Below are 26400 nucleotides of genomic sequence, written 5' to 3'. Positions count from 1 at the left end.
CGGCGGATTGGCGGCCGGAAGAGCCACCCGGAATTGCACCGGGTCCGAGGCGAATGATAGTGTCTAGCGCTCAACCCAGCCGGGTGCAAGCTATCCAGCGTGCTGGATGACAAGCGACCATCCGCGGACTAGGTTGGCGCCAGCTAAACAGCTTCAAGCATTGAAGGAATGGACATGTCAGAGCGAGCGACCGCGCAGTGGGCATGACGCTTCGCCAGCGCTCGCTGGTCCTCGTGACGCTGCTGCTACTCTGGCTGGCCTATTTTATCGGCCTCGGGGTCATCGCCTTCGGCCAGGCGGGCCAAACGGTGCAGCGCATCGATAGCCTGCACCAGCGGCTGCAAAGCCTGATCGAGGTCGACGGCTTGGCGAACGGCTATTCCGGCAAGGTGGCCGAAGTGCTGCTGTTTGGGCGCGCCGCGATGCCGGCGCTGCAAACGGCGCGGCTGGGGCTGGAGCGGGCGTTCGCGAAACTGGCCCAGATCACCCGCGACCAGGTGTCCTTGCTGGCCGGGATGGAGGCGATGGAGGACCAGCTTTCGGAGGTCGAAGACACTCGGCGCATGTTGGAGCTTTATCACGCCATCGACCTGTCGGCCGCGCGGGCGCTGGTGGCACAGCGCGATGGCGGGGGCGCCGAGGGCTTGGCGCTGTTTCAACGCGATGTGCAGTTCCGCATTGACAACGAATTCGCGGCTTTGGTGCAAGGCGGCATGCAGGGAGAGCGCAACGAGCTGGCCGGGCAACTGGCCCAGGCGGAACGCACGCGCAGCACGCTGCTCTGGCTGGCACTGGTCAGCGCAGTGCTGGCGACCGGCTCGGTTGGGTTTGCCGTAGCGTGGCTGCTGCGGGCCAGAGAGCAGCAATTGCGCTCGGCCCAGGCTTACGAGCATCTCCAGGCGGAAATGGAGGGGCGGACACGCCAGTTGCAACAGGCCAATGAGCGGCTGCGGGACCTCGATCGCCGGCGGGCGCAGTTTCTCGCCGATGTCAGCCATGAATTGCGCACACCACTGACTATCCTGCGTGGCGAGGCCGATGTCGCGCTGCGGGTAAAGGCGGATCCGACAGAACAGCGCCAGTCGCTGGAACGCATCCAGGGACAGGCGGCGGAGCTAGGGCAATTGCTCGATGACCTGATCAGCTTTGCCCGCTCGGACGCCGAACCTCAGGACCTTTTGCTGGCCGAAACCCGGCTGGAGGACGTCATCGCCGCCGCCGCGCAGGAGGGCGAAACCTTGGCCGAGCCGCGCGAAGTCAGCATCACTCTCAAACTCGCCGATGCTGCCGCCCATATCGATGCGGATTTCCGCCGCCTCAAGCAGGCGTTCATTATCGGCATCGACAATGCGATCAAGCATTCGCCGCCGGGAGAGAGCATCGGCATCGTCTCCGAACTTGAAAACGATCACGTCCTGATCCGCATCATCGATCATGGCCCCGGCCTTGCCGAAGGCGATGAAGATCATGTGTTCGACCGGTTTTATCGCGGCCGCAACGGCGGCGATCCGATCAGCGGGGGGCTGGGGATTGGCCTCTCCATCGCCAAGGACATCGTCGAGCGGCATGGCGGCAGCATCGCTATCGGCAATGGGGCGGAAACCGGGGCGGTGCTCACCATCACCCTGCCGCTGCTGGGGGCGGGCAAATGAAAATTCTCGTCATCGAAGACGACCGCCGGATCGGCGGGTTTCTAGAGCGTGGGCTGGTGGCCGAGGGCTATCAGGTCACGCTGGAGCCCGACGGCCGCGACGGGCTGGACCGACTGCGCAATGACGCCTTCGACCTCGTGATCCTCGACCGCATGCTGCCCTACATTGATGGCCTCGAAATCTGCCGGCTGATCCGTGAGGAGCGCTTTCCGGTGCTGATCCTGATGCTGACCGCCAAGGACAGTTTGCAGGACAAGATCGATGGCCTCAAGGGTGGCGCCGACGACTACCTGACCAAGCCGTTCGCCTTCGACGAACTGCTGGCGCGCATCATTGCCATGCGTCGGCGTGGCCCCGGGCAGGACGAGCGCAGCCTGTTGCGTGTCGGCACGCTGACGCTGGACTCGGAGTCGCGGCGCGTGGCGCGAAATGGCGCACCGATCAGCCTGACGGTGCGTGAATTCGAGCTGCTACGCTATCTGATGATCAATGCCGACCGCGTCGTCAGCCGCGAGCGGCTGCTCAATGGGGTGTGGGAATATGGTTTCGATCCGGGCACAAAAATCGTCGATGTCTATGTGCGCTACCTGCGCCAGAAGATCGACAGTGCCGAAGGGCCATCGCTGATCCAGACCGTGCGCGGCATCGGCTACATGATTTCGGCGACGCCCGCCGCCGGGGCCTGAGCTTTCTATCCAAATTCTAACCAAACGCTCAACGCCATCTAATGCGAGCGGCCTAACCTGCATTCAACGCAGCCTCCTTTGGCGGCGGCTACTTGCAGGAGACGTGCAGTGACGGACGAATGGGCCCCGATCAAAACCAAGCGGTTCGAAGGCGAGAGCCTCGATGCCTATCGGCGCCGGGCCGACAAGGTCGCCGAGATCATGCAGGCGTTCCGCATGGGTCGCTATGATCGCGATCTGGGCGAGGTCATGGAGCGCAAGCTGACCGAGTTGCTGACCCCGGCGCTGGAACACAGCTACTAATCGGCGGGCGTACCGGCGTTCCCCGATGTCGGCGCGTAGAAGTCCGACGACGGGTCATTGAGCACGAGATCTTTGATTGCCGCCCATAAATAGCTGCGCAATTCGACGAAGCGCGGCGTGGCGCGGATGTCATATTGCCAGCGCGGATGGGGCAGATCGACCTCGATTTCCTCGATCACCCGGCCGGGACGCGGGCTCATCAGCACCACACGATCTGCCAGCATAATCGCCTCGTCGACGCTGTGCGTGACGAACAGTACGGTGGCGCGATGCTGCGCCCAGAGCTTCATCAGTTCCACCTGCATCAGCTCGCGCGTCTGCGCGTCGATGCTGGCAAAGGGTTCGTCCATCAACAGAATGGACGGCTCGCTTGCGAAGGCGCGGGCCAAAGCCACGCGCTGCTTCATGCCGCCCGAAAGTTCACCTGGATAGGACTGGGCGAAACGTTGCAGCCCGACCAGCGCGATATAGCGCGCGGCGCGTTCAGCGCGCTCGTGCTTATTGAGGCCCGTCGCGGTCAGGGCGAATTCGACATTGGCCTGCACCGTGGCCCAGGGAATGAGGCGAAAGGCCTGGAACACAAAGCCCATCTCGGGGCCCGGTCGTGGCGCCTGGCCGGCGACTACCACGCTGCCGCTATCGGGCGGCACCAGGCCATCGACCAGCCGCAGGACCGTGGTCTTGCCGCAGCCGGACGGCCCCAATATCGAGACGAAATGGCCTTCTGGAACGCTCATGTCGAGGTGTTGCAGCGCCATGGTGGGCGTGCCCGAATTGCGCCGTTCGAAAGCCTTGGACACGCCCGACAGGACGATCTTTGCGGAGGCGGCAGCGGCCGCCTCGCCGGAGGAATTCCCAGATGTCATGGAGCATCCATGCTGGCGTCGGTGCCGAGAGACTTGAGCACATCGCCGACCAGGCTCAGATCGGCCCAGCTCGACATTTCGACGGGCTTGAGGTCCTTGAAGTCCTCGGTCTGGTAGAGCCAGTCGGTTGAATATTGCAGTTCCTTGGCGCTCATGCCGCCATTGACGCTCCAGCTTTTAGCGAAGGACGCGGCCAACGTTTCGAGATCGGCGCGGCTGACATTGGGCTGGAACGGCGCGATGGCATCAACCCATTTGCTGGGGTCCTTGGCGAAATCGCGCGAAATCTTGACCAAAGCCGTGATCACCTTGACCACGTCGTCATGCCGCTCTTCGAGGGCTTTCTGGCTGACGATGTTGACCTTGTTGATCACCGGTGCGGCCGCGTAATAATCATCCTGCGAAACCAGGATATGCAGGCCCGTCTTGTCGGGCAAGGACTGCCAGACGCCAATCGACACCGTGGTGGCATCGATCTGGCCGGCGGCCAGCGCCTGAATGCGGATATCGGGCTGGCCGATGGCGACGAAATCGACCTTGGCGAGATCAACGCCATCGGCGGTCAGCACGCGGCTTGATAGCGAATGATCGAGGCTCCCCGGACGGCCGATGCCGAAGCTTTTGCCGGCGAGGTCGGCGGTGGTGGTGATGCTGTCCTTGGAGGCGATCAGATAGGGCAGCGACTTGTTGGGCGAGACGACGGCCTTGAGATCGGTGGTGCCGGTGGCGACGAGCTGGCTCAGCGCATCGAGCCCGATATTGGCCATTTCGCCCTCACCCGACTGGATGGCGGCGATAGCCGATGGGGTCTGCTGCACGCGCACCAGTTCCACATCGACGCCTTCGCGCTTGAAATAGCCAAGCTCGACGGCCAGATCCATCACCGAATTGGGCACCAGCGGCGGCTCCAGATGAGTGACGATCAGGCGAAACGGATCGGCATGGGCGGCAAGGCTCATCCCGGCGAGCAGCAGTGCCGCGGCCGCGGTGCGTAACAGGCCCTTGATTGGGGTGTGCATGTTCATCTCCTCCATTGCCCATCGGGGCTTATGCGTAAAATTCAATCGCTGGTCTTCCAGCGCACCAGGCGTTTTTCGAGATGTCGCAGGCCTTCGGAGACGATGACGCCGATAATGGCGAGCACGATCACGATGACGAAATACTCGGCCATGCGGAACGTATTGCCGTAGATGGCCAGCAGGCCCCCAAGGCCACGTACGGCGGTATAAAGTTCGGCCACCACAGTGTTGATCAACGCGATGGTGGCGCCCAGCCGCAGGCCGACAATGATGAACGGCACAGCACTGGGCAGCACGATGCGGGCGAAAATCTGCATCCGGCCGGCGCGCACCGAACGGGCCATTTCGATCAGTTCCTGGTCGACCGCCAACACCCCGGCATAGGTATTGATCAGGACCGGCATCACCGCCCCGAGAAAGACGATGAAAATCTTGGCGGGAAAGCCCAGCCCCAGGAACACGATGATCAGCGGAATGAAGGCGACGCGCGGCATGGCGGCCAGCGCATAGACGTAGATTTCGAGCGTCTTGCCGACCGGCAGGAACACGCCCATCACCAGACCAACCGGAATCGCGACCAGAATGCCCAGTGCATAGCCGCCGGCAAAGGTGATCAGGCTATCGCCAAGCGCGACGATCAGCTTGCCGTCGGCCAGCAGTTTTTGCGCCGCAAGCAGCGTGGCCCATGGGCTGGGGATGAAATTGGCCCGCACATTGAGCGAAATCACCCACCATAGGACAATCAGGAAAATGAGGAAAAGAAACCGGTAAAGCGCAATCATGTTGGCCTGAGTTGAACCGCGAAAAAGCCATCGCGTCCATCAATACCTTGCCAAGGATTTGTCTATCACCGTCAGGTGTTTACAGTTCGGCAAACGGCTCGCGATCGAGAAACGGCGGCGTCGGCAGAATAGTGGGCGGAGTGAGCGCGGCGCCGGTTGCCTGAAGGGCATCCAAGAGGCTCGCATAGGGTTGCACGTGGCGATATTGCGAGGGGACCAGAGCCACGATATCGCGCCGCCCGGCATTGACGCGATAGAGCCGGACGCCTTCGGGCGCTTGCGCGCCGGCGACGGTGGACAGGGCCGGTGCGAGGCAAACGCCCAAACCCGCACGCACCAGGCCCACCGCAACCTCGAAACTGCGGCATTGGGCGACGGTGCGGGGCTGCGGCAATGCCTGGGCGTACCAGTCCTCAACCCGCTTGGCATGTTGGGTGCCGAAGGTGAACTGGATCGATCGGTTCAGCAGTTCGAACTGGGCCTGCGCCAGGTCGCGCTCGGGGTTTTTGACCTGGCCGAGATCGAGTGCCTCGGGCACCACCAGCACGTAGGGGTCTTCGAAGAGCGGCACCTGCACGAAGCCGACGCCGGCCTGCGCTACGGAATTAGCGGCCAGCAGCCCGATGCTGATGCGCCGGGCATACAGCAGTTCCAGGATATCGGCCGGTGCGCTTTCCTGGATGTCAAAATCGGTCTGCGGATATTGCTGGTGCATGTGCCCCACGGCATTGGGCAGCACTGTGCGCAGCACCGAATTGATCCCGGCCAGGCGCAAGGTGACCCGCTTGCCTTCGCTGAAATGAACGAGGCCGTCGTCGAGTTCGCGCATGCTGCGCAGAATGTTTTCAGCCTTGGGCAGCAGATAATTGCCGGCCTCGGTCAGCACCAGTTCATTGGAGCGGCGGTGGAACAGACGCGCGCCGACTGTGGCCTCCAGCTTGGATAATTGCTGGGACAACGATGGCTGCGCCAGCCCCAATTGCTTGGCGGCCTTGGTCAGCGTGTCGGAACGGGCGATGGCCCAAAAGATACGCAGTTGATGTAGCGTGATTTCGGCCTTGGGCTGGCTGGGCCGGTCCCAAAGCAAGGTTTCCACACTGCGCTCGGCGTGCGGATCAATAGCAATCAGGCCGTTATCGTCGTCCATGCCGCCTCGATCAGTTGCGCTTGAGCGTCTTGATGGCGCCCGCCTGTGGATCATAGCCGTGCGCGGCCAATCCGAACGCCGCGAGGCCACATCCGGTCACCACCGCCAGCGAAATCCAGTTCATCTCGCCATAGGCGGCGTAGCGGATCAACTCGACCGCGTGGGTAAACGGATTGGCCAGCGACAGGTAATACACCACATCGGCGCCCGCCTCGCGCAGTTTCCACAGAGGATAGAGCGCCGAGGACAGGAAGAACATGGGGAACACGACGAAGTTCATCATGCCGGCGAAGTTCTCGATCTGCGGCGTATAGACCGAGACCAGCAGCCCGATGGAACCCAGCATGAGGCCGGCGCACACCACCGCGGGGACGGCATAAAGGCTGCCCCAGCCGGGGAACTGATAACCGAAAATGCGGGCTAGCAGGAGGAACGCGAAGACCTGCAGCAGTGAGAGGATGGTGGCCCCGGCGATCTTGGCGAACAGCAGATAGCTGCGCGGCAAGGGCGACACCAGCATCACCCGCATGACGCCGGCCTCACGGTCATAGATCATGGACAGCGCCGACTGCATGCATTGGAACAGGATCACGATGCCCATTAGCCCTGGCAGGATATATTCCTGATAGGGCGTGTAGGTCTTGTAGGGCTGCACGATGGAGACGCCCAGCAGGTCATGCAGGCCGGTGGCGAACACCAGCAGCCATAAAGCCGGGCGAACGATCGCCGACAACAGCCGCTCGGTCTGGCGCAAGAATTTGGCGATCTCGCGCCAGGTTACGGCGTAAAGCCCCAACCACAGATGGCTGAGGGTTAGAGGCATTGCTGCTCCGGCTCGTCAGTGCCCAGGGTGTCGAGAGTATTGGTTTCGTGCAGGAACCCGTCAAGCGGGGCCTCTGCGATGACGGCGTTGTGGGTCGCCAGCACGATCGGCATGCGCATCTGGCCGTCCCAAGGCCGGAAATTGAGCTGCACGCCCTTGGAGCCGTCCAACCGCAAGCGCGAGCCACGGATATATTCGGCGATCTTGGCGTAATCGTCGGAGCGGGCCTTGGCATAGGCGGTGACGATGGACTTGGCGGCGATCCAGGTCGCCCAGTCCTGTCCCGTCATGCGGCGGCCCTTGGTCAGTTCCTCGAACCGTACGGTGACCTGGGTCGAGCCGTCTCGATCCCACGACCATTGCCATTCGCTGGCCGCCAGCCCGGTCGAGCCGATGACGAGGCGTGGCAATTGCGTGTCATAGGGGAGATAGCGTGAGAACTCGCCCTGATTGTCCGCGACATAGACTACGTCGTAATCGGCATTGCCGGTGATCAATTGCGAGTTGTTGGACTCGCGATTGGCTGGGTCGGTGGCGAGGGTGAAAGTGCGCGTATCGACAACGTTCAGGCGCTGACGATCGGCGGAGGCGCGGAAGGCATCGGCCATGGCCTTGTCTCGTTCGAGCGGGCCGACCAGCATCAGCACCTTGGTCCAGTTGCGAGTGCGCAGATATTGCACCATGGCATCGGCATTCATGCGGTCCGACGAGGCAGTGTGCAGCAGATTGGGCAGGCAGAGGCTACGCAGGCGATCCTCGGGCGCTGTGGCGTTGATGAGCGTGACCGGCAGGTCCTTGGTCGCCATCGCCACCTGCTCGACAAGTTCGGCGGGCAGGTCGAGGATGATGAAATGCTCGCCGGCGGTGACCATGGCCTGCACCTTGGCGGTGAGGCTTGCCGCATCGGCGGCTTCCTGATGATCGAGCGACACGGTTTGGCCGACGGCATCGGAGACCACCTTGAGGTCATCGATACCCATCGTGGCGCCATCGACGGGATTGCCGCCGGGGGCGATTTCGATGCGGGTATAGACGATGTCCGGATGATAGCGCGGATCGTCCTGCAGGCCGAGATAGCCGATAGCCACCGGCCCCTCGGCCAGCGCGGCACTCGACCAGAGGCCGAGTGCCAGGATGGCGAAAGCCAAGGGCTTAATCATCGATCATCACCGAGTGCGGAACGCGCCCGACAGGGATCGAAATCTCCGGCTTCATCGAGGCCATGTCGATGATGGTGATGTCGTCGGAGAGGCCGTTGGCCACATACGCCTTGGTTTCGTCGCTCGACAGATCGACCGACCAGGCGCGCTTGCCGACTAGCACATATTGCAGCACGTCATGGCTCTTGGCATCGATGATGGCGACGTGGTTGGCGCGACCCAGACTAAGGAGAACCTTGGAGCCATCCTTGGTGATGGCCATGCCCACCGGGGTCACATCTTCCTCGCGGAAGCCGGGCGGCACGAAGATCAGGCTGTCGCCCTTGATCTCATTTGTCGCCGTATCGATAATGTAGATCTCGCTGGAAAGCTCGCAACTCACCCACAGTTCCGTGCCATCAGGAGTGAGGATAAAGCGGCGCGGCCGCGTACCTACGAGGATATTCTTGGTGACGGCGCCGGTGGCGGTATCGACCACATGCACCATGTCGGCGACCTCGGAGGTGACGTAGGCGGTCTTGCCATCAGCGCTGACAATCACGCCTTCGGGCTCCGCGCCGGTCGGAATGTCCTGCACCGACAGGCGGCTTGCCATGTCGATGACTTCGAGGCGGGAGTCCTCTTCGTTGGACACCAGTATCTGCTTTTCGTCCGGCGAGAAGGCGAACACTTCGGGGCTCGGGCCGGTCGGAATATGGTCGACCACTTCGAGCGTCGTCACGTCGATGACGTCGATGACATCGTCATCGCCACACGCGACATAGAGCAGGCTCTTGTCGGCGTTGAAATGCATGTCCCGCGGGCGACGCGAGGTTTCGATCCGCTTGACGATGTTGTGGTCTTGGTCGAGCACCACGACCTCATTGCCCTTCTCGGTCGAGACGAAAATCATGCCGGTGCCCGCGGCCCAGGCCGGGAGCGCGGAAATAGCCGTGGCAAAAGCCACGGCGGCCAGTATTGCGAGACGGTTCATCTCAATCTCCTCACTTGACGATGAATGTGCCGCTCAAGCCCCGGGTTTCGTAACCGGGGACATAGATCTTGTATTCGCCCGGCCGCACCGGAACGAAGGAGATATTGAAAGTGCCGGCATCATCGAACTCGACGCTGTAGAGATCGGCCGCCTTGACCTCGAGATCGTTGACCACAATCTGGTTGATCCAGGAATTGCGCCACAGCTCGGGCGCCACCACGGCGATTTCTTCGCCGCCATCGCTGGTGATGTCGATCCGGTAATATTTGCCGGTCTCGAGCTGCCATTCGTTCTGCGAGAAGGTCAGGTTTTCGGTATCGATGCTGAGCGTCAGGTCGGTGCCGTTGGCGGCGAGATTGCCTTCGGCAAAGGCCGGCTGGGCGAAAATACCCATGGCGACGAAAAGAATGGACGCAGTCTTAGACAATGATTTCACGATTAAATCCCCAAGTGCCTATGGCAACTATTGATTATGCCTATCGGCACCTTCGGCATCAGCACCATTTCGAGCAACCTTGCGCAGGCAATATTGAGTATAGGGATCGCCTATGTCCGCCGATGGTAGCCAAAGGCTAGTGAACGCCAACCGTGCCGATAGCGTGTTCCGAAAAGGCTTCAGCATGACGGCTACAGTGTCCGACCCGGTTATCGCGTTCGTCGACGTCACCAAGTCGTACGGGGACATAAAGGCGCTCAACGCCATCGACTTTGCCATCGGGCCGGGCGAGATCGTCGGACTGCTGGGGCCGAATGGGGCCGGCAAGTCCACTCTGTTCCAGATTGCCGCCGGCCTGTTCGCACCCGATGGCGGCACGGTTTCGGTATTCGGGCTCGACTACATGGCCAATGCCTCGCGTATCCTGGCCGATCTCGGCGTGGTGTTTCAGGCACGCTCGGTCGATCTCGATATGTCGGTGAAGGCCAATCTGGTGTTTCACGGTCGCCTGTTCGGATTTTCCGGCAAGGACCTGGCCGAGCGTATTACCCAGGTCACCGAACTGCTGGAAATCGCCGATCTGCTCAAGCGCCAGGTGCGCACCCTATCGGGTGGCAACCAGCGCCGCGTCGAGATCGCCCGCGCTTTGCTCAACCGGCCGAAATTGCTGTTGCTCGACGAACCCTCGGTGGGGCTCGACGCGGTGACGCGGCGCAACATGATCGCGCATATGCAAAAGGTACGCGACCAGAGCGGCACCTCCATCCTGTGGGCAACCCATCTTGTGGAGGAGGTCGAGCAGGCCGACCGGATCATCCTGATCAACAAGGGCGACGTGCTGGAAAACGGCACACCCGCCGAGCTGATGGCAAGGGCGGGCGTGAGCAGTTTGACCGATGCCTATATCGCGCTATCGCGGCTGGCGCCCGGCGCAGCGGTGCCGGGAGCGGCATGAGCCTGCTCCTTTTCACCTCTCCCTTTCGGGGGAGAGGTGAAAGCGCTCTAGCGGAAGCCGCCGGGGTTGCGCTTGCGCCAGGCCCAGGGCATATCGAACTTGGCGCCCTTCTGCCACAGGCCGACGGCGGCGGTGCGGGCTTCGTCTTCGACCGCGGAATAGTCGTCGGCCTGTTCGACAAAGGCCATGGCCATGCCGCTGCGGATCAATTCGGCGCCGACATCCTTGTCGCCGATTTTGCAAACGCCGTAGCGGCGGTGGAACGGATCGGGTTCACCAGACAAAGTGCAGGTCGCCTCGCCGGTCGACAGAATCCCGGTCAGCGTATTCCTCGCCTCGTCCCAGCAGCCCCATTTCTTGGTGCCGACTGTGCAGAACTGGCTGCGTTCGGGCGCATCGACGCCATAGAGGATGACCCGCTGCGTGCCCACCATGATGATATCGGCATCGATCGCACGAGCTGGACCGGTCACCACATCGGCGTCCTGCGCCATTGCGGGCGCTGCCAGCAGCATCAGGTATAAGAGCCAGGCAAATCTGCGAACCATCACTTCCTCCAATATTGTTGTTTACGACACCACGCGCTGCTCCGGCCTATAACAGGGTCGCAAAAGCCAGGAGAACGACGGTGAAACGTGTTGCCGCGATATTGATTGCTGCCCTTGCGGTGCTGCCGGGCGCGGCTCTTGCCGGTCCCGTCGAGGACCTGCTCAGCGGCGTCCGTAAGGAATGCAAGGGGTGCGACCTGACCAATGCGCGTTTCAAGAAGGCCGACCTGTCCGGCGTCGATTTCACCGGCGCCACCCTCACCGGGGCTACGTTTCACCGGGCGATCCTCAAAGGCGCAATCTTCGACGGCGCCAAGGCAGACAGCGCCAATTTCAACCTCGCGGACCTGAGTGAGGCCAGCTTTGTCGGTGCTGACGTGCACTTTGGCCTGTTTTACGAGGCCCAGTTGTCGGGTGCCAAATTCGACAATGCCAACCTGAGCGGCACCAGAATGCAGCATGCCCGCATGACCGGCACGAGCCTGACGGGCGCGACGCTCGACGACGCGGTGCTCAAGGAAGCGCGCGTCAACAATGCCGACCTGACCGGGGCGTCCCTGCTGCGCACAAATTTCGAACAGGCCAGCATCGGCCGCTCCAAATTCGTCGACACGCGGATCGACAATGCCCGCTTCATCAAGGTCAACGGCGCCGGCGTCAGCTTTGCGGGCTCCACCATCACGCTGACCGACTATTTCGACGCCGATATCCGCAATGCCGATTTTGCTGGCGCCACGGTTGCGGGGTCCCGCTTCACGCAGGCCAAGATTGGCAACGAGGCGTTTGCGGGCGCCACCATGATGCACAATTTCATGCAGGACGGGCAGGAGCAGCAATAGCTCAGGCCGGCGGCTGGACGGGCTCATAGGGCGCCTCCACCACTTCCAGCCGCGTCTGGCTCTGGAAATAGCCCTGGTTGACCTTTTGGGTCTCGGTATTGATGGTTTCCTGGCCCTTCTTGCGCAGATAGCTGGATTCCAGCCGCATGCGCTGGCCGATCTCCATATTATCGGCGGTGCACAATTCATGTTCGAACTGGTTGCCGACGCGGTTTTCGCCCGGCTGCAGGGGGATATTCTCGCAGGTCTGTTTCCAGCTGCCGTAACGCCCCTTGAGGTTGCGCGCCAGCGTCACCGCGACGCGCCGTTCGCGCAGGCTCGCCCGCTCGTCGGTGACGACACGAATGCCGCGAACGATGCCGCTGTCGTCCACCAAGACCGACACAATCACCGGATGCGCATAGATCGAGGTGCCGCCTTGCAGTACCTTGTATTCGCTCTCCATGGCCTTGGCGATGTAGTCGATCTCGTCGTCATTGGCGAAATAGATTTCGTGCAGGCCCGATGGCTCGGGCGCGCATTTTGCGAAATTGGCGAAGGTGCCGATCATCTGCGCCGGCGGGCCGCCATTGGTGCCGCAGGCGATATCGACCACTTCCATATCGGGGACCTGGCTCACCGGTTGGCCAAGCTTGACGTCCCAGATGGAAAAAATGGGCACCAGCGCCGGGTCGAACTGCGCCTGCACCGGACCGGCACAAAGCAAAGCCAGCATGCATCCCGCGGCAAGCCAGCCCAAACCCGAACGCTGAACCATGCTCATCTACTCGAGGTTGGTGCAGGTCTTGCTGGCGCTGGCGCCGAAATAGTCCTGGCACTGCGCCAAGGTCGTCGCACCCTTTCCCTGGATATGGGTCTGGATATAGGCAACCAGATTGATGAGGTCGGCCGGCCGAATGCTCTTGCCCTTGCGCGGTGCATCGGCGGCTTCGAAATCGGCCATCACCTGGCCAAAGCAGACGTCGGGCTTCTTGTAGGCCTGGCTGTTGTGGTAGGGCATCGGCGTCCCCGGAATGCCGCAACTGATGATATCGAGGAAGCTCTGGGTATCGAGCTGGCTCTCGCGCAGTTTGGCGGCTTCGCCTTCCGAGCGTGGGTTCTTGCCCATGCCGTCGCCGTTCCAACCATGGCAGGACAGGCAAATCCCCACCCTGTTGAAGACCTCGTGCCCGCGCGTAACATCGGCGCCCTCAAGCAGGGACACGTCCATGAATTCGGTCACCGGATAGCTGTCGAGCGCTGCCGGATCGCCGGTTGCCGTGCTGTCCGTGGCTGCGGCGGGTGCGGCCTTGGTGGTCCCGGCCGGTGGCTGGAACGAAAATGCGGCGACGGGCGCCGCGACCACCAGAATGGCTGCGAGCAGAAATTTGGTGCGGGATGCGAAAGAGAGCATGACGAGCGGTCCTGGAGTTGAAATGGGTTTGCCGGGCGCTGGAGCGCCCGGCATTTTTGAACGGTGCGGCTTCGCCTAGAGCGCGAAGACGTAGAGCATGTTCGAGGACGACTTATTTTCCAGCTCGGGATGACCGAACGAGGCGCTACCCATGCCGCCGCCCGCAATGGCGATGTACTGCTTGCCATTGATGGAGAACGAGATCGGCGGGGCTTCGAAGGCGTTGCCGACATTGATGGACCATTTCTGCTCCAGCGTCTTGGCGTCATAGGCGCCAAAAGTGCCGTCCAGCTCGCCGGTCCAGACCAGGCCCGGAGTGGCCAGCACACCCGCATAGTTCGGGTAAGGACGATCGACCTTGATGGTCTGTTCGCCAGTGGCGACGTTGAAGCCGAAGATCGAGCCAGCCTGCACGCCGGCACCAGCCGCCGCGCCGCCGGTGAAGATCGCGCCGCCCGAAACATCGGCCGGTGCAACCGGATCGTTGGTCACCTTGCTGCAACCTTCGATGCCGGCGCCATAGGCGATGCCGGTGGTGCTGTCATAGGCGGTGGGCCAGAAGTTGATGCCGCCCTGGATGTTCGGGCAGGTTTCCATGCCCTCGCCGCCGCGCCGGTTGGCGCCTGCCGCATATTCCTGCAGCGACTTGGTGCTGTCGTATTCAACCGGCTTGCCCGTCTTGGGATCGATGCCCTTGGTCCAGTTCAGCTTGGTGACGTAATTGGTGGCGTTGATGAACGAGCCATTGGTACGGTCAAGCGTGTAGAAGATGCCGTTGCGGCCGAAATGGGCCAGAACCTTGCGGTCTTCGCCATCGACCTTGGTGTCAATCAGCAGTTGAACGCCGACTTCGTCATAGTCCATGTAGTCGCCGGGCGTGTACTGGAAGTGCCACTTGAGCGCGCCGGTATCGGCATCGAGCGCCAGCGAGGAGTTCGAGTAGAGGTTGTCGCCCGGACGGTATTCGGGATCATACATCGGCACCGGGTTGCCCGTGCCCCAATAGATGGTGTTGGAGGCTTCGTCATAGGAGCCGGTGACCCAGGCGGCCGCGCCACCGGTCTTCCAGCAATCGGGATTGCCGGTCTGGTCGCAGAGCCAGGTTTCGCTGCCGGGCTGGCCGGGCTCGGGAATGGTATAGAAACGCCAGACTTCTTCGCCGGTCTTGGCGTCGAGCGAAGCGATCCAGCCGCGCGTGGCCCAATCGCCATAGCTCTGGCCAACAAGGATCTTGTCCTTGACCACCAGCGGCGCATTGGTAAAGCCCTCGCCCTGCTCGGTGGCGATCTGCTGATCCCACACCACATCGCCGGTCTCGTCGTCAAAGGCCATCACGCGGCCGTCGTTGAGCGCCACGATGACCAGGTTGTTCCATAGCGCCAGGCCGCGGCTGGCGAGCAGGATGCCCCGGTTGGGGTCCTTGTCGATGCCGGTATCGCCGACCCAGACCACTTTACCCTGCGTGCCGGACGTCGCATCGATCTTGTAGGGCGTGCCCCAGGGATCGGTGATGTAGAGGAAGCCGTCCTTGGCCAGTGGCGTGGATTCAACCGCGCCGATACCGAAACCGGCCGGCTCGAGCCCGCCCAGCGGCACGGCGAAAGCCAGTTTCAGCCCGGAGACATTGTCGGTGGTGATATCGGTGAGCGGCGAGAAGCGGTTGGCATCGTAGGTGCGATGCACCATCAGCCAGTTACCGGCCTCGGCGTCAGAGCTGGCCGCGGCCAGGCGGGCGGGTGTGGCGTCTTCGGCGTAGCTCGATACCGCAGGCACAGCCGATAGCAGTGCTGCAACGGCCAAGCCGCGCAACAGATTTTTGCCTCTTAACATTGGTCTCCCCCCTTAGGAGCGTTTTTTGTAGAGACCTGCATGTGACACTGTGGCTGCTCAAATTTCGCCTATCTTCGTCATAGGAGAAATCGAGGACGCCCGGTCGGAAGTTACCCGACCATGGAAAATGCGTGCGCTTCCTGGGGCACCATTTCCTTGAGGTATTCGGTCTTGCAGAAATGCTCGATGCCGCGGAAAATCTCGGCGTAAGGGCGCAGGCTCATCAGGTGCCTGGGCATCGCCAGCACGATGCTGCGGCTGAAATTGGGAATCGGGATGATCTGCACCGCTTCGCGCACATCATTGGGCAAGTTGGGCAGCAGCGAGAGCGGGCAATGCGTCGTCGCCAACCCTTCGGCGACGATGTCCACAGCGGCCGTATAGGTCATGGCCGAGAAGGCCGGCGTCGCGCCGGGCAGGTTGTGGCGGACCCAGTCATCGGACTTGGTGCGCAGCGAAACATTGCCATCAATGTTGACGAAATAGGCGAGCGGGCCATTGAGCTGCTGCGGGCGCTGGCGACTCATGGCGTTCTTGATGTCGGCGATCGGCACCGAAGCCGGAAGCAGCCAGGCGACCTGATCGTCGAACAGCTTGGCGATGGCAAAGGAACTGCGGTCGTCGGTAATCGCGTCCTCGCTGACGATGGCACAGTTGAGTTGATGCAGCCGCAGTTGCTGCACCAGCTCGGAACTGGTGACCGAATACTTGATCTCGAATTTGACGAAACCCGGCTGCTGGGCGGCGATGCGGGCGGCGGCGGCGACGAAGCGGCCGCGCAGGGTGGGCGTAATGCCCATTTGCCAGGTGACGGTGTTAAGCAGGAAGCGCCGTCGATGCTCTTCCATCATCCCCTCGATCCGGCCGAGCAGGTCGGTACTGGCCTTGAACCAGTATTCGCCCGAAGGGGTCAGGGTGATGGTGCCAGTACGATTGCGCAGGATCAGTTGCGCATCGAGTTTTTCTTCGAGCTTTGCAAGCTGCTGGGAGATCGAGGGTTGCGACAGGCCGATGCGCCGCGAGGCTTTGGTGATCGAGCCGGCGACGACGACCGCCTGGAAAATCTGCAGCTGCTTAAGAGTTACATCCATAATCATGTTCCACTGACATGTTAGTAGAACACATCGGTGGACATAACCAAATCACACAAACGTCTAATTGCCGCGCGACAAATCCTCGCATGGCACCCTTTGACTTGGCGAAGGGCGCTATCCATGATTCTTGCAAACTTGGCTGCTGGGGGAACGCCTCCCCCAAACCTTGGTCAGTCAACACCCTTTCCAGCGCGGCAAAAAGCAATAGGAAGCATTGGAAGAGGCTATGACCGCCCGGCAAGCTGGCCGTGCTAGGCAATTGGTTCACAATGGGCGGCCCGGCAAGCAACGGGAACCGCGGCCTCAATTGGCTAGGGAACAAGCATGGCGAATATGACCAGGGCCGTTATCGGCTCGGCCTCGGAGATTGAAGATTTCGGACCTCTTCTTCGCTTCCTGCTGCTCAACGTTCTGATCGCGCTTGGCTTGTTTGTGCTGTGGTATTTCGGCCTGCTGCAACTGGTGCTGGCGACCGACCACACCCGCGTGTCGATCCTGATCTTCGCAATCTTCTGCCTGACCGGGCTGCATTGCCTTTATCAGACCGTGGTGATTTCGCGCGAACTGGTGCGCGCCCGCAAGGTCCGAGATGTCGTCGTGGCCGAGAGCGGAAGCGGCCTGCGCATCGATGGCGACCGGGTGGTGACTGGCAACGGCTCGGCGCTTGAGCCGGGCATCATGACCAATCACATCATCAACATCATCCGCAAACGGCGCCTGCAATCGGAACGCCATGTCGATCAGACCCTGCTGCTGCGCTCGCTGGCCGACAAGCTGCGCGCCCGGGAAAAGCTTGGGCTGTTCGTGTCCGAGGCGCTGCTGCGCCTGGCTTTGCTCGGCACCGCCATCGGCTTCATCCTGATGCTCATTCCGATTTCGGCGCTGACATCGTTTGAAAGCGATACCCTGCGGTCCGCACTTGGCGGCATGACGGGCGGCATGGCGGTGGCGCTGAACGTCACGGTGGCGGGCATTGCCAGCGCGCTTCTGCTCAAGCTCGAATATTACCTGCTCGACAATTCCATCGGCAAATTGTTCGAAATGATCACCGAGACGACCGAAATCCACGTCGTGTCGGCGCTGGAGCAGCCCGCTCATGCATGAGACGAGCCTGTTCTCGGGTGGCAGCGAGGACGGCACATTCGTGCCGTTCACCGATATCCTGTTCAACGCCCTGCTGGGCTTCGCCGTCATGCTGTTCATCGCCTTTGCGCTGATCCGGCCCGATGCGAAGGCCGGCGACGTCGAGGTCAAGGCCGAGATTTTGGTGACGGTGACCTGGCCGGACAATAATCCGGACGATATCGACACCTATGTGCAGGAGCCCGGCGGCGACGTGGTCTGGTATCATTCCATGCAGAAGGGGTTCGTGACGCTCGACCGTGATGATCGCGGGAATTATCTCGACAAGATCGAGGTCAATGGCGAGACGCTGGCCTTCCCGCTCAACCAGGAAACCGTGACGGTCCGCCGCATCGTGCCGGGCGAGTACATCATCAATGTTTACAAGTATACCGACGAAACCGGCGCCCCCGTGCCGGTGACGGTCAAGGTGGAGAAGATCAATCCCAAGCTGTCGGTGGTCTATTACGACACGCTGACGCTGACGCGCAAAGGCGACGAACAGACCGCCGTGCGGTTCACGCTCGATGCGGAGGGCGCGGTTTCGGACATCAATACCCGCCCAGCCTCGCTGATCCAGGCGGTTCGCAAATGATGATGACCGCGATTGCCGGCACGGTGGGTGCCTATGTGCTGCTGGCGGTGCTGTTGCTCAGCCTCAATATTGCCTCGCTGTGGCGCTGGTGGATCAAGGCCGGCGCCATCGTGCTGACGGGTCTGGTGTTCGTCGGCTCATATATCGCCATTACGGGCGTGGTGGGCTGGGCTTCGACCAGCACCATGCCGGCACGGTTCAGCCTGTTGGCAACGCGCATCGTCGAGCCGGACAAGCTGCGCAACACGCCCGGCCATATCTACCTGTGGGTGGAGGAGATCGACGACAACCAGATCGTCATCAGCCCGCCGCGCGCCTACGAAGTGCCATACGACGTTGACATGGCCACCGAAGTGGCTTCGGCGCAAAGCCAGCTCGAAGGCGGCAGCGACATCATGGGGGAATTCGCGGCCGCTGGTACGCAGACGGGGTCAAAACAGTCCAATCCGAACGAAGACGGCTCCGAAGTCACGATGTCGGCGGGCAACGAGCAGGCCAACACTGCCGGCGGCCCTACTGGCGTCGTCGACAATGTCCCCGCCGGCGCCACGCTGAGCTTTTCGGACATGCCGGCCGTCGGCCTGCCCGACAAGGGGCCGGTGGTGATGGTCGGCAACTAGCGTCAGGGCTGCTTAGCGCCCTGCCCCGTCGCGTATGAAAGCCTCAGGAACTGCCGACGGCGACGAGCCGTGGCGGGTGGGTAGCGCGCACCGGGACCGGCTCGATTGTCTCGGTGGGTGTGGCGGCGTGGCGGGCCAGCACGGACTTGGCGAGAATGGTGCGGACCAGATTGTTCTGCGGCGCGTGGGCCTTGCCCGAGAGCGCGTCGCGGTGGTGGCGCTCCAGCGGATTGTCGCGGCTGATGCCGGGATTGCCGCCGAGATCGAGCGCCAGCGTGGTGGCGAGGATAGCGTTTTCGATGACCACATGCTTGACGGCGGCCGCATCGGGGCCGAAGGGGCGGCCATTGTCGAAATCTTCGGCGATGGAGCGCAAAAGACGACGGTTGGTGGTGAGATAGACCTCGATCTGGCCGAGGCCATCCTGAATGCGCGGCACGGTCGAGAGCGGCGCGCCGAGGCTGGCGGGGGCACGGGTGGTGGTGAACTCGATCAGCCAATCCTTGGCGCCGCGCGCCGCGCCGTCATAGATCGAGGGCACGAGGGTAAAATACCAGGCGCCGAGCCGCTCGTCGCGCTGCAGGCCCTTGGTGGCGGGCGCGAGTTCGAGCGTGTCCTCGAGCGGAATGGCGACATCGTCGAGGATCAGGTCGTCGCTATTGGTGGCGCGCATGCCGGTAGCGTTCCAGGTCTTTTCCACGCGGATGCCCGGGCTATTGGTCGGCACGAGAAACGTGCCGAGGCGGGGCTCGGGCTCGTCGGTTACAGCAAGGATGGAGACCCATTTGAGCAGCGGAATACCGGTGGCATAGGTTTTGTGGCCCGTGATGCGCCACTCGTTGCCGACGCGGCGAGCAATGGTTTCGGGCAGCGTGCCGTGGGAGGGCGATCCAACGCGCGGCTCCACCTGAGCGGCATTGAGCAGGGCAACGCCTTCGCGATTGGCCTTGGTGACTCGCGCCACGAGATGGGCGGGCCAGTTGCCCGAAACGCGGATCGAATAGTGCTGGCTATAGTGCATGGCGAGGACCAGCGCGGTGGATGGTTCACCCCGTGCAATCGCCGAAATGACCGCCAGGGCTTCAGTCAGACCGCCGCCCAGGCCGCCATGTTCGGGCGCTGTGACCAGCCCCAGCAGACCCGCTTCGAACAGGGCATCGAAATTGGCGAAGGGGAAATCGCCGGTCTGGTCATAATGCCGAGCGGTCAGCGCGAAGCGGCGGCCCAGCGCCTCGGCGCGTTCGATATAGGGCGCGAAATCGGTCATCGGTGAACCTCAATAGGCGGCGGTAAAGCGCTGGCGTTTGAACGTGCCCTGATCGAGGGCGTCGAGAATGGCGATGGCGAAATCGGCCTCGGAAATGCGGCTGTCACCATTCTGATCGCGCAGGAGTTGATCCTGCCCGAGGCGGAATTGTCCGGTGCGGTCGCCGGCCTTGATCTCCAATGGCGGCGACACATAGGTCCAGTCGAGGTCATGCTCGCCGCGCTTGAGACTGCGCAGGATTTCGCGATTGCGCAGCGTGTGGGCACGGTGACCGGCGGGGTAGAAATCGCTATCGACCACGTCGACGCCGGGGCTGGCCTCAAGGCTACCGACACCGCCGACGATGATCAGGCGCTTGACGCCGGCCTGTTTGACGGCCGCGAACAGGGATTGGTGAGCCTTTTCGATGAGGGCCGCTGCGTCCTCGGCGGGGTAATTCCGCAGGCCCGGGCTATAGGCGCTGATCACCGCATCATGGCCAGCGACGATCTTGGCGACGTCTTCGGCATTGGCGATGTCGGCGTTGAGCGGGGTCAGGTTCTCGGCCGGATCGAGTTTGGTATTTTTGGTGACGGCGGTGACCCGATGGCCGCGGCTGAGCGCTTCCTTGCGGATACTGCTGCCGATATTGCCGGAGGCGCCGAAGACGACGATGGACATGGATGACTTTCTAATCAGAGTTTTTCGGGAGCTTGCTCAGCTGCGAGCCCCGGTGCGCGGCTCGGCGAAGCAGGCGGCGGTGAGGTGCTCGGTGAGGAATTGTTCGACCGAGCGCGGGGCGCGGCCGAGAATCTCGCTGACCGCCTCGGTGGCGTAGGCGGCACGCCCGGCGGCGATCAGCCCCTTGAACTGGGCCACCGCGCGATGTTCGAAGCTGGCATCGGCGACGATAATGGCGGGCACTGCGGCATCGGCGACGGCAACCGGGCGATGCAGCAAACGGGCGAGGACGCCGGCGATATCGCGCAGGTTCACAATGGCCGGGCCGGTCAGGATTGCGGGCTTGCTGACGATATCGCGGGTCAATAATTGGTGGACGGCCACGTCGGCAATGTCGCGCGCGTCGATAAAGGCGATGCCGGCGCCGCCATAGCCAGCCGACAGCACCTGCCCGGCCTCGGCCTGGCGGATCAGATTGGGGAGCGACACCTGCATCCAGGCGTTGGGGCGCAACGACGCATGCTCGATCGGCAGGCCGCGCAGGCGCCACTCGACGGCCGCATGGGCGTCGCCGGAGATTGACAGACCCGGCGGATCGATGGTCCAGTCCGAGCCCGAAATCTTGACGATGCGGGTCGCGCCGGCCGCCGTCACGGCTTCCGCCACGCCGATCTGGTCGATGCTCAAAGTGCCGCTCAACGGCGACAACAGCAGCAGGCGACCAACCCCGCGAACGGCCGCGCGGACGCTGACGGGATCGGCAAAGTCACCAGCAGAGACCTCGACGCCGGTGCCGAATAGGGCTCGGGCGTGACCGGGCCGCCGGGTGAACACCCGCACGTGCTGGTTCTTGCTGACGAGGCGGGCGACGATCAACTGGCCGAGCCGGCCGGTCGCGCCGGTGACGAGGATTGGCGCGCTCATGCCGCGTGTCGGCGCTGGGCCGCCTCCAGTGGACGGGCATCGACCCAGCCAGCGACGTCGAAATCAGCAGACAGGAAACCCCATTCGAGGAGAAAATCCTTGAAATGGGCGATGGCGGCGATCTGCTCGTCATCGAGGGTGAGCGCCAAGTGCTTGTGAAGGTCGCGCCCATTGGCGGCCCAGATGGCATCTTCGGCGACACCGAGTTCGCGAGCGATATAGCGCACTGCGTCGTCGGGGTTGGCGCGCGCCCAGTTATCGATGCGCTGCACGGTGCCGATCAGTTCGGCCACCAGGTCCGGTCGCTCATCGGCGAATTTGGCATCGACCGTCAGTGGGCGCGGGGTGCCGTTGTTGATGCGGATTTTCGCATCGGGGTGGAAACCGAATTCGGCGACAATGACGGCGCCGATCTGGTTGGCCAGCACCAGCCCTTCGGCGCCCTTGACGAAGAAGGCATCGATCTGCCCCCGCGCCAGCGCCAGCACTTCATCACCATAGGGGTAACGACGCGCCAGGCCATGGAAAGCGGCATTGCCGATTTCCAGCAGCAGGGGCTCGGCGCTATCGAGATAGACCAGCTCGACATCCTTGGCGGTCAGGCCTTCCAGGGTCAGGGCCGAGACAATGCCCTTGAGCGCGGTGGCGCGCTGCACGTCGATAATGCCCTCGGCCCGGCGCGGCACGCCGAGCTTGCGGTCCTTGAGGTCGCGCGCCGTGGTGATACCGGTGCCCGGCAGCGTGATCACGGCCTGGAATTCGTCGGTGGTGGTCAGGCCGACGAGCCTTGTCTGCCGTCCGGTTGAGCGGGCCCAGATCGGCGGGATATTGCCACCCTGGCGGAATGACCAATCGAGGCTATGGTCAAAATGGCTTTGCCGGATCGCCTTGTCCTTGCTGTCGCGGATCGAGGCCACAGCCACACCGCGCGCCTTGAAGGTCTCCTCGACCCAACCGAGTTGGGCGGCGATGGACAACGGCGTCGGTGCCGGGCAGCGGGTATACCAGACGGAAGTGGGCGCAGCGGTCATCTCGGTCTCCTGCATGGCGCGGTTCGGCGCGGGGCTGTGCGTTTTAGTCTATAAAATCAGTAGACATTGTCGATTGCGAAGTTTTGGAGCTTTCCAGATCGGCTTTGCGGATTTGGCCGGATGCACGTTGTGTTTTTTGCGCGGCCGGGATCGTTAATTCCCAGCCGCGGCCGGTGTAGGCCGTCAGCCCAATCATCGCTTCCATGATTTTTTGCTCTTGGCGGCCCGTTCCTCGCAGGAACGTTTCCCGCCAACGCCTTCCCCAGCAATTGCGGACCTCGCGAATGTCTACTGAATTTATATACATTAGGAGGACGCCCCATATGGCGCTGCCGAGCCGTGTTGGCCGGGGCAAGACTCAACAAGGAATTAGCGATGACCGAGACTAGACGCGGCGTTCTGGCGCCGACCCGCCGAGCCTTCCTGCTGTCCACCGCGCTCTTGGCCGCCGCCGGTGCGCTGCCACGCTTTGCCTTCGCGGCCGAGCCGGTCAAAGGCGGTACGCTGACCTTCAATATCGGCACCGAGCCGCCGGTGCTGGTGCTGATCGCCCACACCGCGGGCGCCGCCTACAATATCAGCGGCAAGGTCAATGAGGGGCTGCTGACCTATGACGCCGACTTCAACCCGCAGCCGCTATTGGCCACCGAATGGAAGGTCGCCGAGGACGGGTTGCGCTATTGGTTCAAGCTGCGCGAGGGCGTCAAATGGCATGACGGCGAGGATTTCACCGCCAAGGACGTCGCCTTCTCCATCCAGGCGCTCAAGGACAACCACCCGCGCGGCCGCGCCACTTATGCTTCGGTCGCGTCGATCAATGTGCTGGCCTCGCACGAAGTCGAGCTGATCCTCGCCAAGCCGGCGCCGTTCCTGCTCAAGGCGTTTGCCAGCTTTGAATCACCCATCGTGCCCAAGCATCTGTATGAGGGCACCAATATCCCCGAAAATCCGCACAATATCGCGCCGGTTGGCACCGGCCCGTTCGTGTTCAAGGAATGGGTGCGTGGCAGCCACGCCATCTTCACCCGCAACGAGGCCTATTGGGACAATCCCAAGCCCTATCTCGACCAGATCATTTTCCGCTTCATCATCGATCCGGCAGCAGCCGTGGCGGGGATCGAAACCGGGGAAGTTCTGCTTTCGGTTGCCAATATCCCGCTGACCGATGTCGATCGCCTCAAGAGCAATCCGAACCTCGTGGTCGACACCACAGTGACGGCCTATTCGCCCAGCATCTCGCGCGCGGAGTTCAACTTCGACAATCCGTATCTGGCCAATGTCAAAGTGCGCCAGGCTATCGCCCATGCGGTGGACCGCGATTTCATCGTCAACACCATCTATCTTGGCTACGCCAAGCGGCTCGATGGCCCGGTCAGTCCGGATCTGGCGGCGTTCTTCTCGTCCGACCTGCCGGTCTATAGCTTTGACCCTGCCGAGGCCGAAAAGCTGTTGGACGAGGCCGGTTTTCCGCGCGGCGCCGATGGCAAGCGCTTCAAGCTGTTCATCGATCCAACCCAGCCGTCCGGCCCGCCCAAGCAGACCGCCGAATACTTTGCCCAAGCCCTGGGAAAGGTCGGCATCGAGGTCGAACTGCGCTCGCAGGATTTCGCCACCTTCGTCAAGCGCGTCTATGCCGACCGCGATTTCGATATCGCCATCGAGGGCATGAGTAATCTCTATGACCCCACCGTGGGTATCCAGCGACTCTACTGGAGCAAGAACTACAAGCCCGGCGTGCCGTTCTCCAATGGGGCACATTACTCCAGCGCGGAGACCGACCGCTTGCTGGAAGCGGCCTCGATCGAGGTCGATCCGAAGAAACGCTACGACCTGTTCGTGGATTTCCAAAAGCAGGTGGTTGCCGATCTGCCGGCCCTCGATATCGTGGCGCCCGATACGTTCACCATCTCCGACAAGCGGGTGAAGAACCTCAATCTGGGTGTCGAATACCTCTGGAACAATGGCGCACAGATCTACATCGAGAGCTGATTGCACGCACTCTGGTCGGTGGCACAGGTCACCGGCCGGAGCCAATCAGTCGGTGGCCTCGGGCAACGTGCGCCTGACTGCATCGCGCCAGCCGTCGAGTTTCTTGCGTCGCAGTTCGGGTTCCATGCGCGGGTGAAACTCCCGGTCGCTGGCCCGCCGCGCGGCAAAGCCCGCCGCATCGGGCCAGACGCCGGCCTTCCAACCCGCCAGCCAAGCGACCCCAAGCGGCGTCATATCGGCCAGAGGCGCGCGATCGACCGTGGCCTCGGTTATGTCGGCGAGAAATTGCAGGGTCCAGTCGGAGGCAATCATATTGCCATCGGCACGAATGACGATCTCGCCAGCGTGGCCCCAATCCTTGCGCATGGTCTCGATCAGATCGTGGGACTGGTAGCCCACCGCCTCCAGCGCCGCTCGCACCAGATCGTGCGGCCGAGCACCCCGGCTGAGACCGAATAGCGCACCCCGTGCGTCGGTTTCGCGCCAATCGGACCCGGCGCCGACAAAGGCGGGAACCAGATAAATTGGCAGGGAGGGGTCGGACGCCGAGGCCAGCTTTTCGGCCTGGTCCCAGTGATCGAAGATTTCGAGATCATCGTGCAGCCATTGCAACGACCCGCCGACGGAGACGATCGCGCCTTCGAGCGCATAAGTCGATTTGCCGTCAAGCCTATAGGCAATGGTGGAGAGCAGCCGATGGGTGGAGCGGACGATATCGCCGCCGGTGTTGAGCAGGACAAAGCAGTGTTCATCGTAGGTCGATTTCAGCATGCCGGGGGCGAAACAGGCCTGGCCAATGAGCGCGGCCTGCTGGTTACCCACAACCCCCAGAATGGGCACGGCCGCGCCCAGCACGCCCGGATCGGTCAGGCCAAAATCATCGGCGCTGTCGAGCACGCGCGGCAGGATATTGGCGGGCACGTCGAACAGGTCCAGCAGTTCGGGGTCCCAAATGTTAGCCTCGATATCGAACAGTATAGTCTGGCTGGCATTGGTCGCGTCGGTGGCATGCGCCCTGCCCCCGGTCAGCCGGTAAATCAGAAAGCTGTCGACGGAGCCAAAGGCCAGTTCGCCCTTGGCGGCCCGGTCGCGGGCACCTTCGACATTGTCCAGCAACCATTTGACCTTGGAGGCCGAGAAATAGGGATGGATCAGCAGCCCGGTGCGTTGGGCAAGCATGGGCTCGTGGCCCGCATCCTTGAGTGCGGTGCAGTGGGACGCGGTGCGCTGATCGCGCCAGATCACCGCATTGTGGATCGCTCGCCCCGTGGCGCGGTCCCAGATGAGCGTGGTGGCGCGCTGGTTTGTAATGCCGATGCCGGCCAGATCGCCAGCGGTAATCCCGGCCTTGCGTAAAGCCGTCTTGCAGGCCCAGAGGCATGTCGCCCAAATCTCCTCGGCGACCTGCTCGACCCAGCCGGGCTGGGGATAATGCTGGGTAAGCTCCATCTTGCCCATGCCGACAATGTTCTGCTCGGCATCGAAGACGAAGGCGAAACTGGCCAGCGTGCTCTGGTCGATGACCAGAATATAAGGCTTCATCAGCCGTCCCCCGTGGATCGAGAGCTATATGCCACATTTTCCTCGGCGCAACATGAGTTCACCTGACAGTCAGTAATGCTCTGGCCTGTGTCGGCCCTCGCATGATTATTAGGGACGATATTGCGAACGGTCCGGACCCGGGCC

The 26400-nt window shown here is 62.4% G+C and carries 28 protein-coding genes and 1 other annotated feature (1 of these 29 only partly in view); of the genes, 9 read left to right on the top strand and 19 right to left on the bottom strand.

Annotation, left to right across the window (positions count from 1 at the left end; translation table 11 throughout):
- Positions 1-49: a sequence feature (sul1 is cis-regulatory element that is thought to sense ions involved in sulfur or methionine metabolism; They are found in Alphaproteobacteria), on the bottom strand; it reaches 7 nt to the left of the window's first position.
- Positions 50-203: 154 nt separating this feature from the next.
- From JWP26_RS13720 to JWP26_RS13710, 3 genes are all read left to right on the top strand, one after another.
- Positions 204-1652: a HAMP domain-containing sensor histidine kinase gene (locus JWP26_RS13720; RefSeq protein ID WP_299728590.1), complete on the top strand. Its 1449-nt coding sequence runs from the start codon at positions 204-206 to the stop codon at positions 1650-1652.
- Positions 1649-2338: a response regulator transcription factor gene (locus tag JWP26_RS13715; RefSeq protein ID WP_299728588.1), complete on the top strand. Its 690-nt coding sequence runs from the start codon at positions 1649-1651 to the stop codon at positions 2336-2338. The genes JWP26_RS13720 and JWP26_RS13715 overlap by 4 nt, the downstream gene beginning before the upstream one ends.
- 108 nt (positions 2339-2446) lie before the next feature.
- Entirely contained in the window at positions 2447-2641 is a 195-nt protein-coding gene (locus tag JWP26_RS13710) for a hypothetical protein (RefSeq protein ID WP_299728585.1), read from the top strand.
- Here the strand turns inward: JWP26_RS13710 and JWP26_RS13705 are convergent.
- From JWP26_RS13705 to JWP26_RS13670, 8 genes are all read right to left on the bottom strand, one after another.
- Positions 2638-3507, bottom strand: a complete 870-nt coding sequence (locus JWP26_RS13705; protein WP_299728582.1) for an ABC transporter ATP-binding protein — start codon at positions 3505-3507, stop codon at positions 2638-2640. The genes JWP26_RS13710 and JWP26_RS13705 overlap by 4 nt on opposite strands.
- On the bottom strand, positions 3504-4526 hold the full coding sequence (locus JWP26_RS13700; protein WP_299728579.1) for an ABC transporter substrate-binding protein: 1023 nt from the start codon (positions 4524-4526) through the stop codon (positions 3504-3506). The genes JWP26_RS13705 and JWP26_RS13700 overlap by 4 nt, the downstream gene beginning before the upstream one ends.
- A 41-nt stretch (positions 4527-4567) precedes the next feature.
- Positions 4568-5308 carry an ABC transporter permease gene (locus JWP26_RS13695; RefSeq protein ID WP_299728576.1) on the bottom strand — a complete coding sequence of 247 codons (741 nt, stop codon included), beginning with the start codon at positions 5306-5308 and terminating at the stop codon, positions 4568-4570.
- A gap of 79 nt (positions 5309-5387) precedes the next feature.
- Complete coding sequence (locus JWP26_RS13690) at positions 5388-6455, bottom strand: LysR family transcriptional regulator (protein WP_299728573.1); 1068 nt, start codon at positions 6453-6455, stop codon at positions 5388-5390.
- A 10-nt stretch (positions 6456-6465) separates the two neighbouring features.
- Positions 6466-7278, bottom strand: a complete 813-nt coding sequence (locus JWP26_RS13685; RefSeq protein ID WP_299728570.1) for an ABC transporter permease — start codon at positions 7276-7278, stop codon at positions 6466-6468.
- On the bottom strand, positions 7269-8438 hold the full coding sequence (locus tag JWP26_RS13680; protein WP_299728567.1) for an amino acid ABC transporter substrate-binding protein: 1170 nt from the start codon (positions 8436-8438) through the stop codon (positions 7269-7271). Before JWP26_RS13680 ends, JWP26_RS13685 begins: the two co-directional genes overlap by 10 nt.
- Entirely contained in the window at positions 8431-9411 is a 981-nt protein-coding gene (locus tag JWP26_RS13675; RefSeq protein ID WP_299728564.1) for a PQQ-dependent catabolism-associated beta-propeller protein, read from the bottom strand. Before JWP26_RS13675 ends, JWP26_RS13680 begins: the two co-directional genes overlap by 8 nt.
- Before the next feature lie 10 nt (positions 9412-9421).
- Complete coding sequence (locus JWP26_RS13670) at positions 9422-9847, bottom strand: hypothetical protein (protein WP_299728561.1); 426 nt, start codon at positions 9845-9847, stop codon at positions 9422-9424.
- Between the two features lie 184 nt (positions 9848-10031).
- Between JWP26_RS13670 and JWP26_RS13665 the strand changes: the two genes are divergently transcribed.
- A complete protein-coding gene (locus JWP26_RS13665) occupies positions 10032-10802 on the top strand; it encodes an ABC transporter ATP-binding protein (RefSeq protein WP_299728558.1) in 771 nt (256 codons plus the stop codon).
- A 47-nt stretch (positions 10803-10849) separates the two neighbouring features.
- Here the strand turns inward: JWP26_RS13665 and JWP26_RS13660 are convergent, their stop codons facing one another.
- Entirely contained in the window at positions 10850-11350 is a 501-nt protein-coding gene (locus JWP26_RS13660) for a thermonuclease family protein (RefSeq protein ID WP_299728555.1), read from the bottom strand.
- A gap of 80 nt (positions 11351-11430) precedes the next feature.
- Between JWP26_RS13660 and JWP26_RS13655 the strand changes: the two genes are divergently transcribed.
- Positions 11431-12189 carry a pentapeptide repeat-containing protein gene (locus tag JWP26_RS13655; protein WP_299728552.1) on the top strand — a complete coding sequence of 253 codons (759 nt, stop codon included), beginning with the start codon at positions 11431-11433 and terminating at the stop codon, positions 12187-12189.
- Between the two features lies 1 nt (position 12190).
- Here JWP26_RS13655 and JWP26_RS13650 read toward each other — a convergent pair whose 3' ends face one another.
- From JWP26_RS13650 to JWP26_RS13635, 4 genes are all read right to left on the bottom strand, one after another.
- Positions 12191-12904, bottom strand: a complete 714-nt coding sequence (locus tag JWP26_RS13650; protein WP_299728549.1) for a hypothetical protein — start codon at positions 12902-12904, stop codon at positions 12191-12193.
- A gap of 48 nt (positions 12905-12952) precedes the next feature.
- The gene (locus JWP26_RS13645; protein ID WP_299728547.1) at positions 12953-13582 is read right to left on the bottom strand and encodes a c-type cytochrome; all 630 of its coding nucleotides are present in this window, start codon (positions 13580-13582) and stop codon (positions 12953-12955) included.
- Between the two features lie 75 nt (positions 13583-13657).
- The gene (locus JWP26_RS13640) at positions 13658-15412 is read right to left on the bottom strand and encodes a PQQ-binding-like beta-propeller repeat protein (protein ID WP_299728544.1); all 1755 of its coding nucleotides are present in this window, start codon (positions 15410-15412) and stop codon (positions 13658-13660) included.
- Positions 15413-15522: 110 nt separating this feature from the next.
- On the bottom strand, positions 15523-16503 hold the full coding sequence (locus tag JWP26_RS13635) for a LysR family transcriptional regulator (protein WP_299728541.1): 981 nt from the start codon (positions 16501-16503) through the stop codon (positions 15523-15525).
- Positions 16504-16830: 327 nt separating this feature from the next.
- Between JWP26_RS13635 and JWP26_RS13630 the strand changes: the two genes are divergently transcribed.
- Genes JWP26_RS13630 through JWP26_RS13620 form a run of 3 tightly spaced genes read left to right on the top strand, consistent with a single transcriptional unit; the run spans position 16831 to position 18843 of the window.
- A complete protein-coding gene (locus JWP26_RS13630) occupies positions 16831-17610 on the top strand; it encodes a MotA/TolQ/ExbB proton channel family protein (RefSeq protein ID WP_299728538.1) in 780 nt (259 codons plus the stop codon).
- Positions 17603-18223 (top strand): hypothetical protein, encoded by a 621-nt coding sequence (locus JWP26_RS13625; protein WP_299728535.1) that lies wholly within the window; start codon positions 17603-17605, stop codon positions 18221-18223. The genes JWP26_RS13630 and JWP26_RS13625 overlap by 8 nt, the downstream gene beginning before the upstream one ends.
- On the top strand, positions 18220-18843 hold the full coding sequence (locus tag JWP26_RS13620; protein ID WP_299728532.1) for a hypothetical protein: 624 nt from the start codon (positions 18220-18222) through the stop codon (positions 18841-18843). Before JWP26_RS13625 ends, JWP26_RS13620 begins: the two co-directional genes overlap by 4 nt.
- A 43-nt stretch (positions 18844-18886) precedes the next feature.
- Here JWP26_RS13620 and JWP26_RS13615 read toward each other — a convergent pair whose 3' ends face one another.
- From JWP26_RS13615 to JWP26_RS13595, 5 genes are read right to left on the bottom strand one after another with little or no spacing between them, the layout of a single operon-like run.
- The gene (locus JWP26_RS13615) at positions 18887-20110 is read right to left on the bottom strand and encodes an acyl-CoA dehydrogenase family protein (protein WP_299728529.1); all 1224 of its coding nucleotides are present in this window, start codon (positions 20108-20110) and stop codon (positions 18887-18889) included.
- A gap of 9 nt (positions 20111-20119) precedes the next feature.
- On the bottom strand, positions 20120-20770 hold the full coding sequence (locus tag JWP26_RS13610; protein WP_299728526.1) for an NAD(P)-dependent oxidoreductase: 651 nt from the start codon (positions 20768-20770) through the stop codon (positions 20120-20122).
- A 36-nt stretch (positions 20771-20806) separates the two neighbouring features.
- Complete coding sequence (locus JWP26_RS13605) at positions 20807-21694, bottom strand: SDR family oxidoreductase (protein ID WP_299728523.1); 888 nt, start codon at positions 21692-21694, stop codon at positions 20807-20809.
- Positions 21691-22725 carry an ABC transporter substrate-binding protein gene (locus tag JWP26_RS13600; RefSeq protein ID WP_299728520.1) on the bottom strand — a complete coding sequence of 345 codons (1035 nt, stop codon included), beginning with the start codon at positions 22723-22725 and terminating at the stop codon, positions 21691-21693. The genes JWP26_RS13605 and JWP26_RS13600 overlap by 4 nt, the downstream gene beginning before the upstream one ends.
- Before the next feature lie 43 nt (positions 22726-22768).
- The gene (locus tag JWP26_RS13595) at positions 22769-22930 is read right to left on the bottom strand and encodes a hypothetical protein (RefSeq protein WP_299728517.1); all 162 of its coding nucleotides are present in this window, start codon (positions 22928-22930) and stop codon (positions 22769-22771) included.
- 170 nt (positions 22931-23100) lie between these two features.
- Between JWP26_RS13595 and JWP26_RS13590 the strand changes: the two genes are divergently transcribed.
- Positions 23101-24714, top strand: coding sequence for an ABC transporter substrate-binding protein (locus JWP26_RS13590; RefSeq protein ID WP_299728514.1), 1614 nt, complete (start codon positions 23101-23103; stop codon positions 24712-24714).
- A gap of 45 nt (positions 24715-24759) precedes the next feature.
- On the opposite strand, the gene JWP26_RS13585 is transcribed toward JWP26_RS13590, so the two are convergent.
- Positions 24760-26256, bottom strand: coding sequence for a glycerol kinase GlpK (locus tag JWP26_RS13585; protein ID WP_299728511.1), 1497 nt, complete (start codon positions 26254-26256; stop codon positions 24760-24762).
- Positions 26257-26400 lie beyond the last annotated feature (144 nt).

Origin of the sequence: Devosia sp. (assembly GCF_028290435.1) — a bacterium.
Taxonomy (GTDB): domain Bacteria; phylum Pseudomonadota; class Alphaproteobacteria; order Rhizobiales; family Devosiaceae; genus Devosia.
This window is presented reverse-complemented; position numbering and strand designations above follow the sequence as displayed.

Coding starts and splice junctions, on each gene's coding strand:
- JWP26_RS13720 (WP_299728590.1), top strand. CDS start 204: ATGACGCTTCGCCAGCGCTCGCTGGTCCTCGTGACGCTGCTGCTACTC.
- JWP26_RS13715 (WP_299728588.1), top strand. CDS start 1,649: ATGAAAATTCTCGTCATCGAAGACGACCGCCGGATCGGCGGGTTTCTA.
- JWP26_RS13705 (WP_299728582.1), bottom strand. CDS start 3,507: ATGACATCTGGGAATTCCTCCGGCGAGGCGGCCGCTGCCGCCTCCGCA.
- JWP26_RS13700 (WP_299728579.1), bottom strand. CDS start 4,526: ATGCACACCCCAATCAAGGGCCTGTTACGCACCGCGGCCGCGGCACTG.
- JWP26_RS13695 (WP_299728576.1), bottom strand. CDS start 5,308: ATGATTGCGCTTTACCGGTTTCTTTTCCTCATTTTCCTGATTGTCCTA.
- JWP26_RS13690 (WP_299728573.1), bottom strand. CDS start 6,455: ATGGACGACGATAACGGCCTGATTGCTATTGATCCGCACGCCGAGCGC.
- JWP26_RS13685 (WP_299728570.1), bottom strand. CDS start 7,278: ATGCCTCTAACCCTCAGCCATCTGTGGTTGGGGCTTTACGCCGTAACC.
- JWP26_RS13680 (WP_299728567.1), bottom strand. CDS start 8,438: ATGATTAAGCCCTTGGCTTTCGCCATCCTGGCACTCGGCCTCTGGTCG.
- JWP26_RS13675 (WP_299728564.1), bottom strand. CDS start 9,411: ATGAACCGTCTCGCAATACTGGCCGCCGTGGCTTTTGCCACGGCTATT.
- JWP26_RS13665 (WP_299728558.1), top strand. CDS start 10,032: ATGACGGCTACAGTGTCCGACCCGGTTATCGCGTTCGTCGACGTCACC.
- JWP26_RS13660 (WP_299728555.1), bottom strand. CDS start 11,350: ATGGTTCGCAGATTTGCCTGGCTCTTATACCTGATGCTGCTGGCAGCG.
- JWP26_RS13650 (WP_299728549.1), bottom strand. CDS start 12,904: ATGCTGGCTTTGCTTTGTGCCGGTCCGGTGCAGGCGCAGTTCGACCCG.
- JWP26_RS13645 (WP_299728547.1), bottom strand. CDS start 13,582: ATGCTCTCTTTCGCATCCCGCACCAAATTTCTGCTCGCAGCCATTCTG.
- JWP26_RS13640 (WP_299728544.1), bottom strand. CDS start 15,412: ATGTTAAGAGGCAAAAATCTGTTGCGCGGCTTGGCCGTTGCAGCACTG.
- JWP26_RS13635 (WP_299728541.1), bottom strand. CDS start 16,503: ATGGATGTAACTCTTAAGCAGCTGCAGATTTTCCAGGCGGTCGTCGTC.
- JWP26_RS13630 (WP_299728538.1), top strand. CDS start 16,831: ATGGCGAATATGACCAGGGCCGTTATCGGCTCGGCCTCGGAGATTGAA.
- JWP26_RS13625 (WP_299728535.1), top strand. CDS start 17,603: ATGCATGAGACGAGCCTGTTCTCGGGTGGCAGCGAGGACGGCACATTC.
- JWP26_RS13620 (WP_299728532.1), top strand. CDS start 18,220: ATGATGATGACCGCGATTGCCGGCACGGTGGGTGCCTATGTGCTGCTG.
- JWP26_RS13615 (WP_299728529.1), bottom strand. CDS start 20,110: ATGACCGATTTCGCGCCCTATATCGAACGCGCCGAGGCGCTGGGCCGC.
- JWP26_RS13610 (WP_299728526.1), bottom strand. CDS start 20,770: ATGTCCATCGTCGTCTTCGGCGCCTCCGGCAATATCGGCAGCAGTATC.
- JWP26_RS13605 (WP_299728523.1), bottom strand. CDS start 21,694: ATGAGCGCGCCAATCCTCGTCACCGGCGCGACCGGCCGGCTCGGCCAG.
- JWP26_RS13600 (WP_299728520.1), bottom strand. CDS start 22,725: ATGACCGCTGCGCCCACTTCCGTCTGGTATACCCGCTGCCCGGCACCG.
- JWP26_RS13595 (WP_299728517.1), bottom strand. CDS start 22,930: ATGGAAGCGATGATTGGGCTGACGGCCTACACCGGCCGCGGCTGGGAA.
- JWP26_RS13590 (WP_299728514.1), top strand. CDS start 23,101: ATGACCGAGACTAGACGCGGCGTTCTGGCGCCGACCCGCCGAGCCTTC.
- JWP26_RS13585 (WP_299728511.1), bottom strand. CDS start 26,256: ATGAAGCCTTATATTCTGGTCATCGACCAGAGCACGCTGGCCAGTTTC.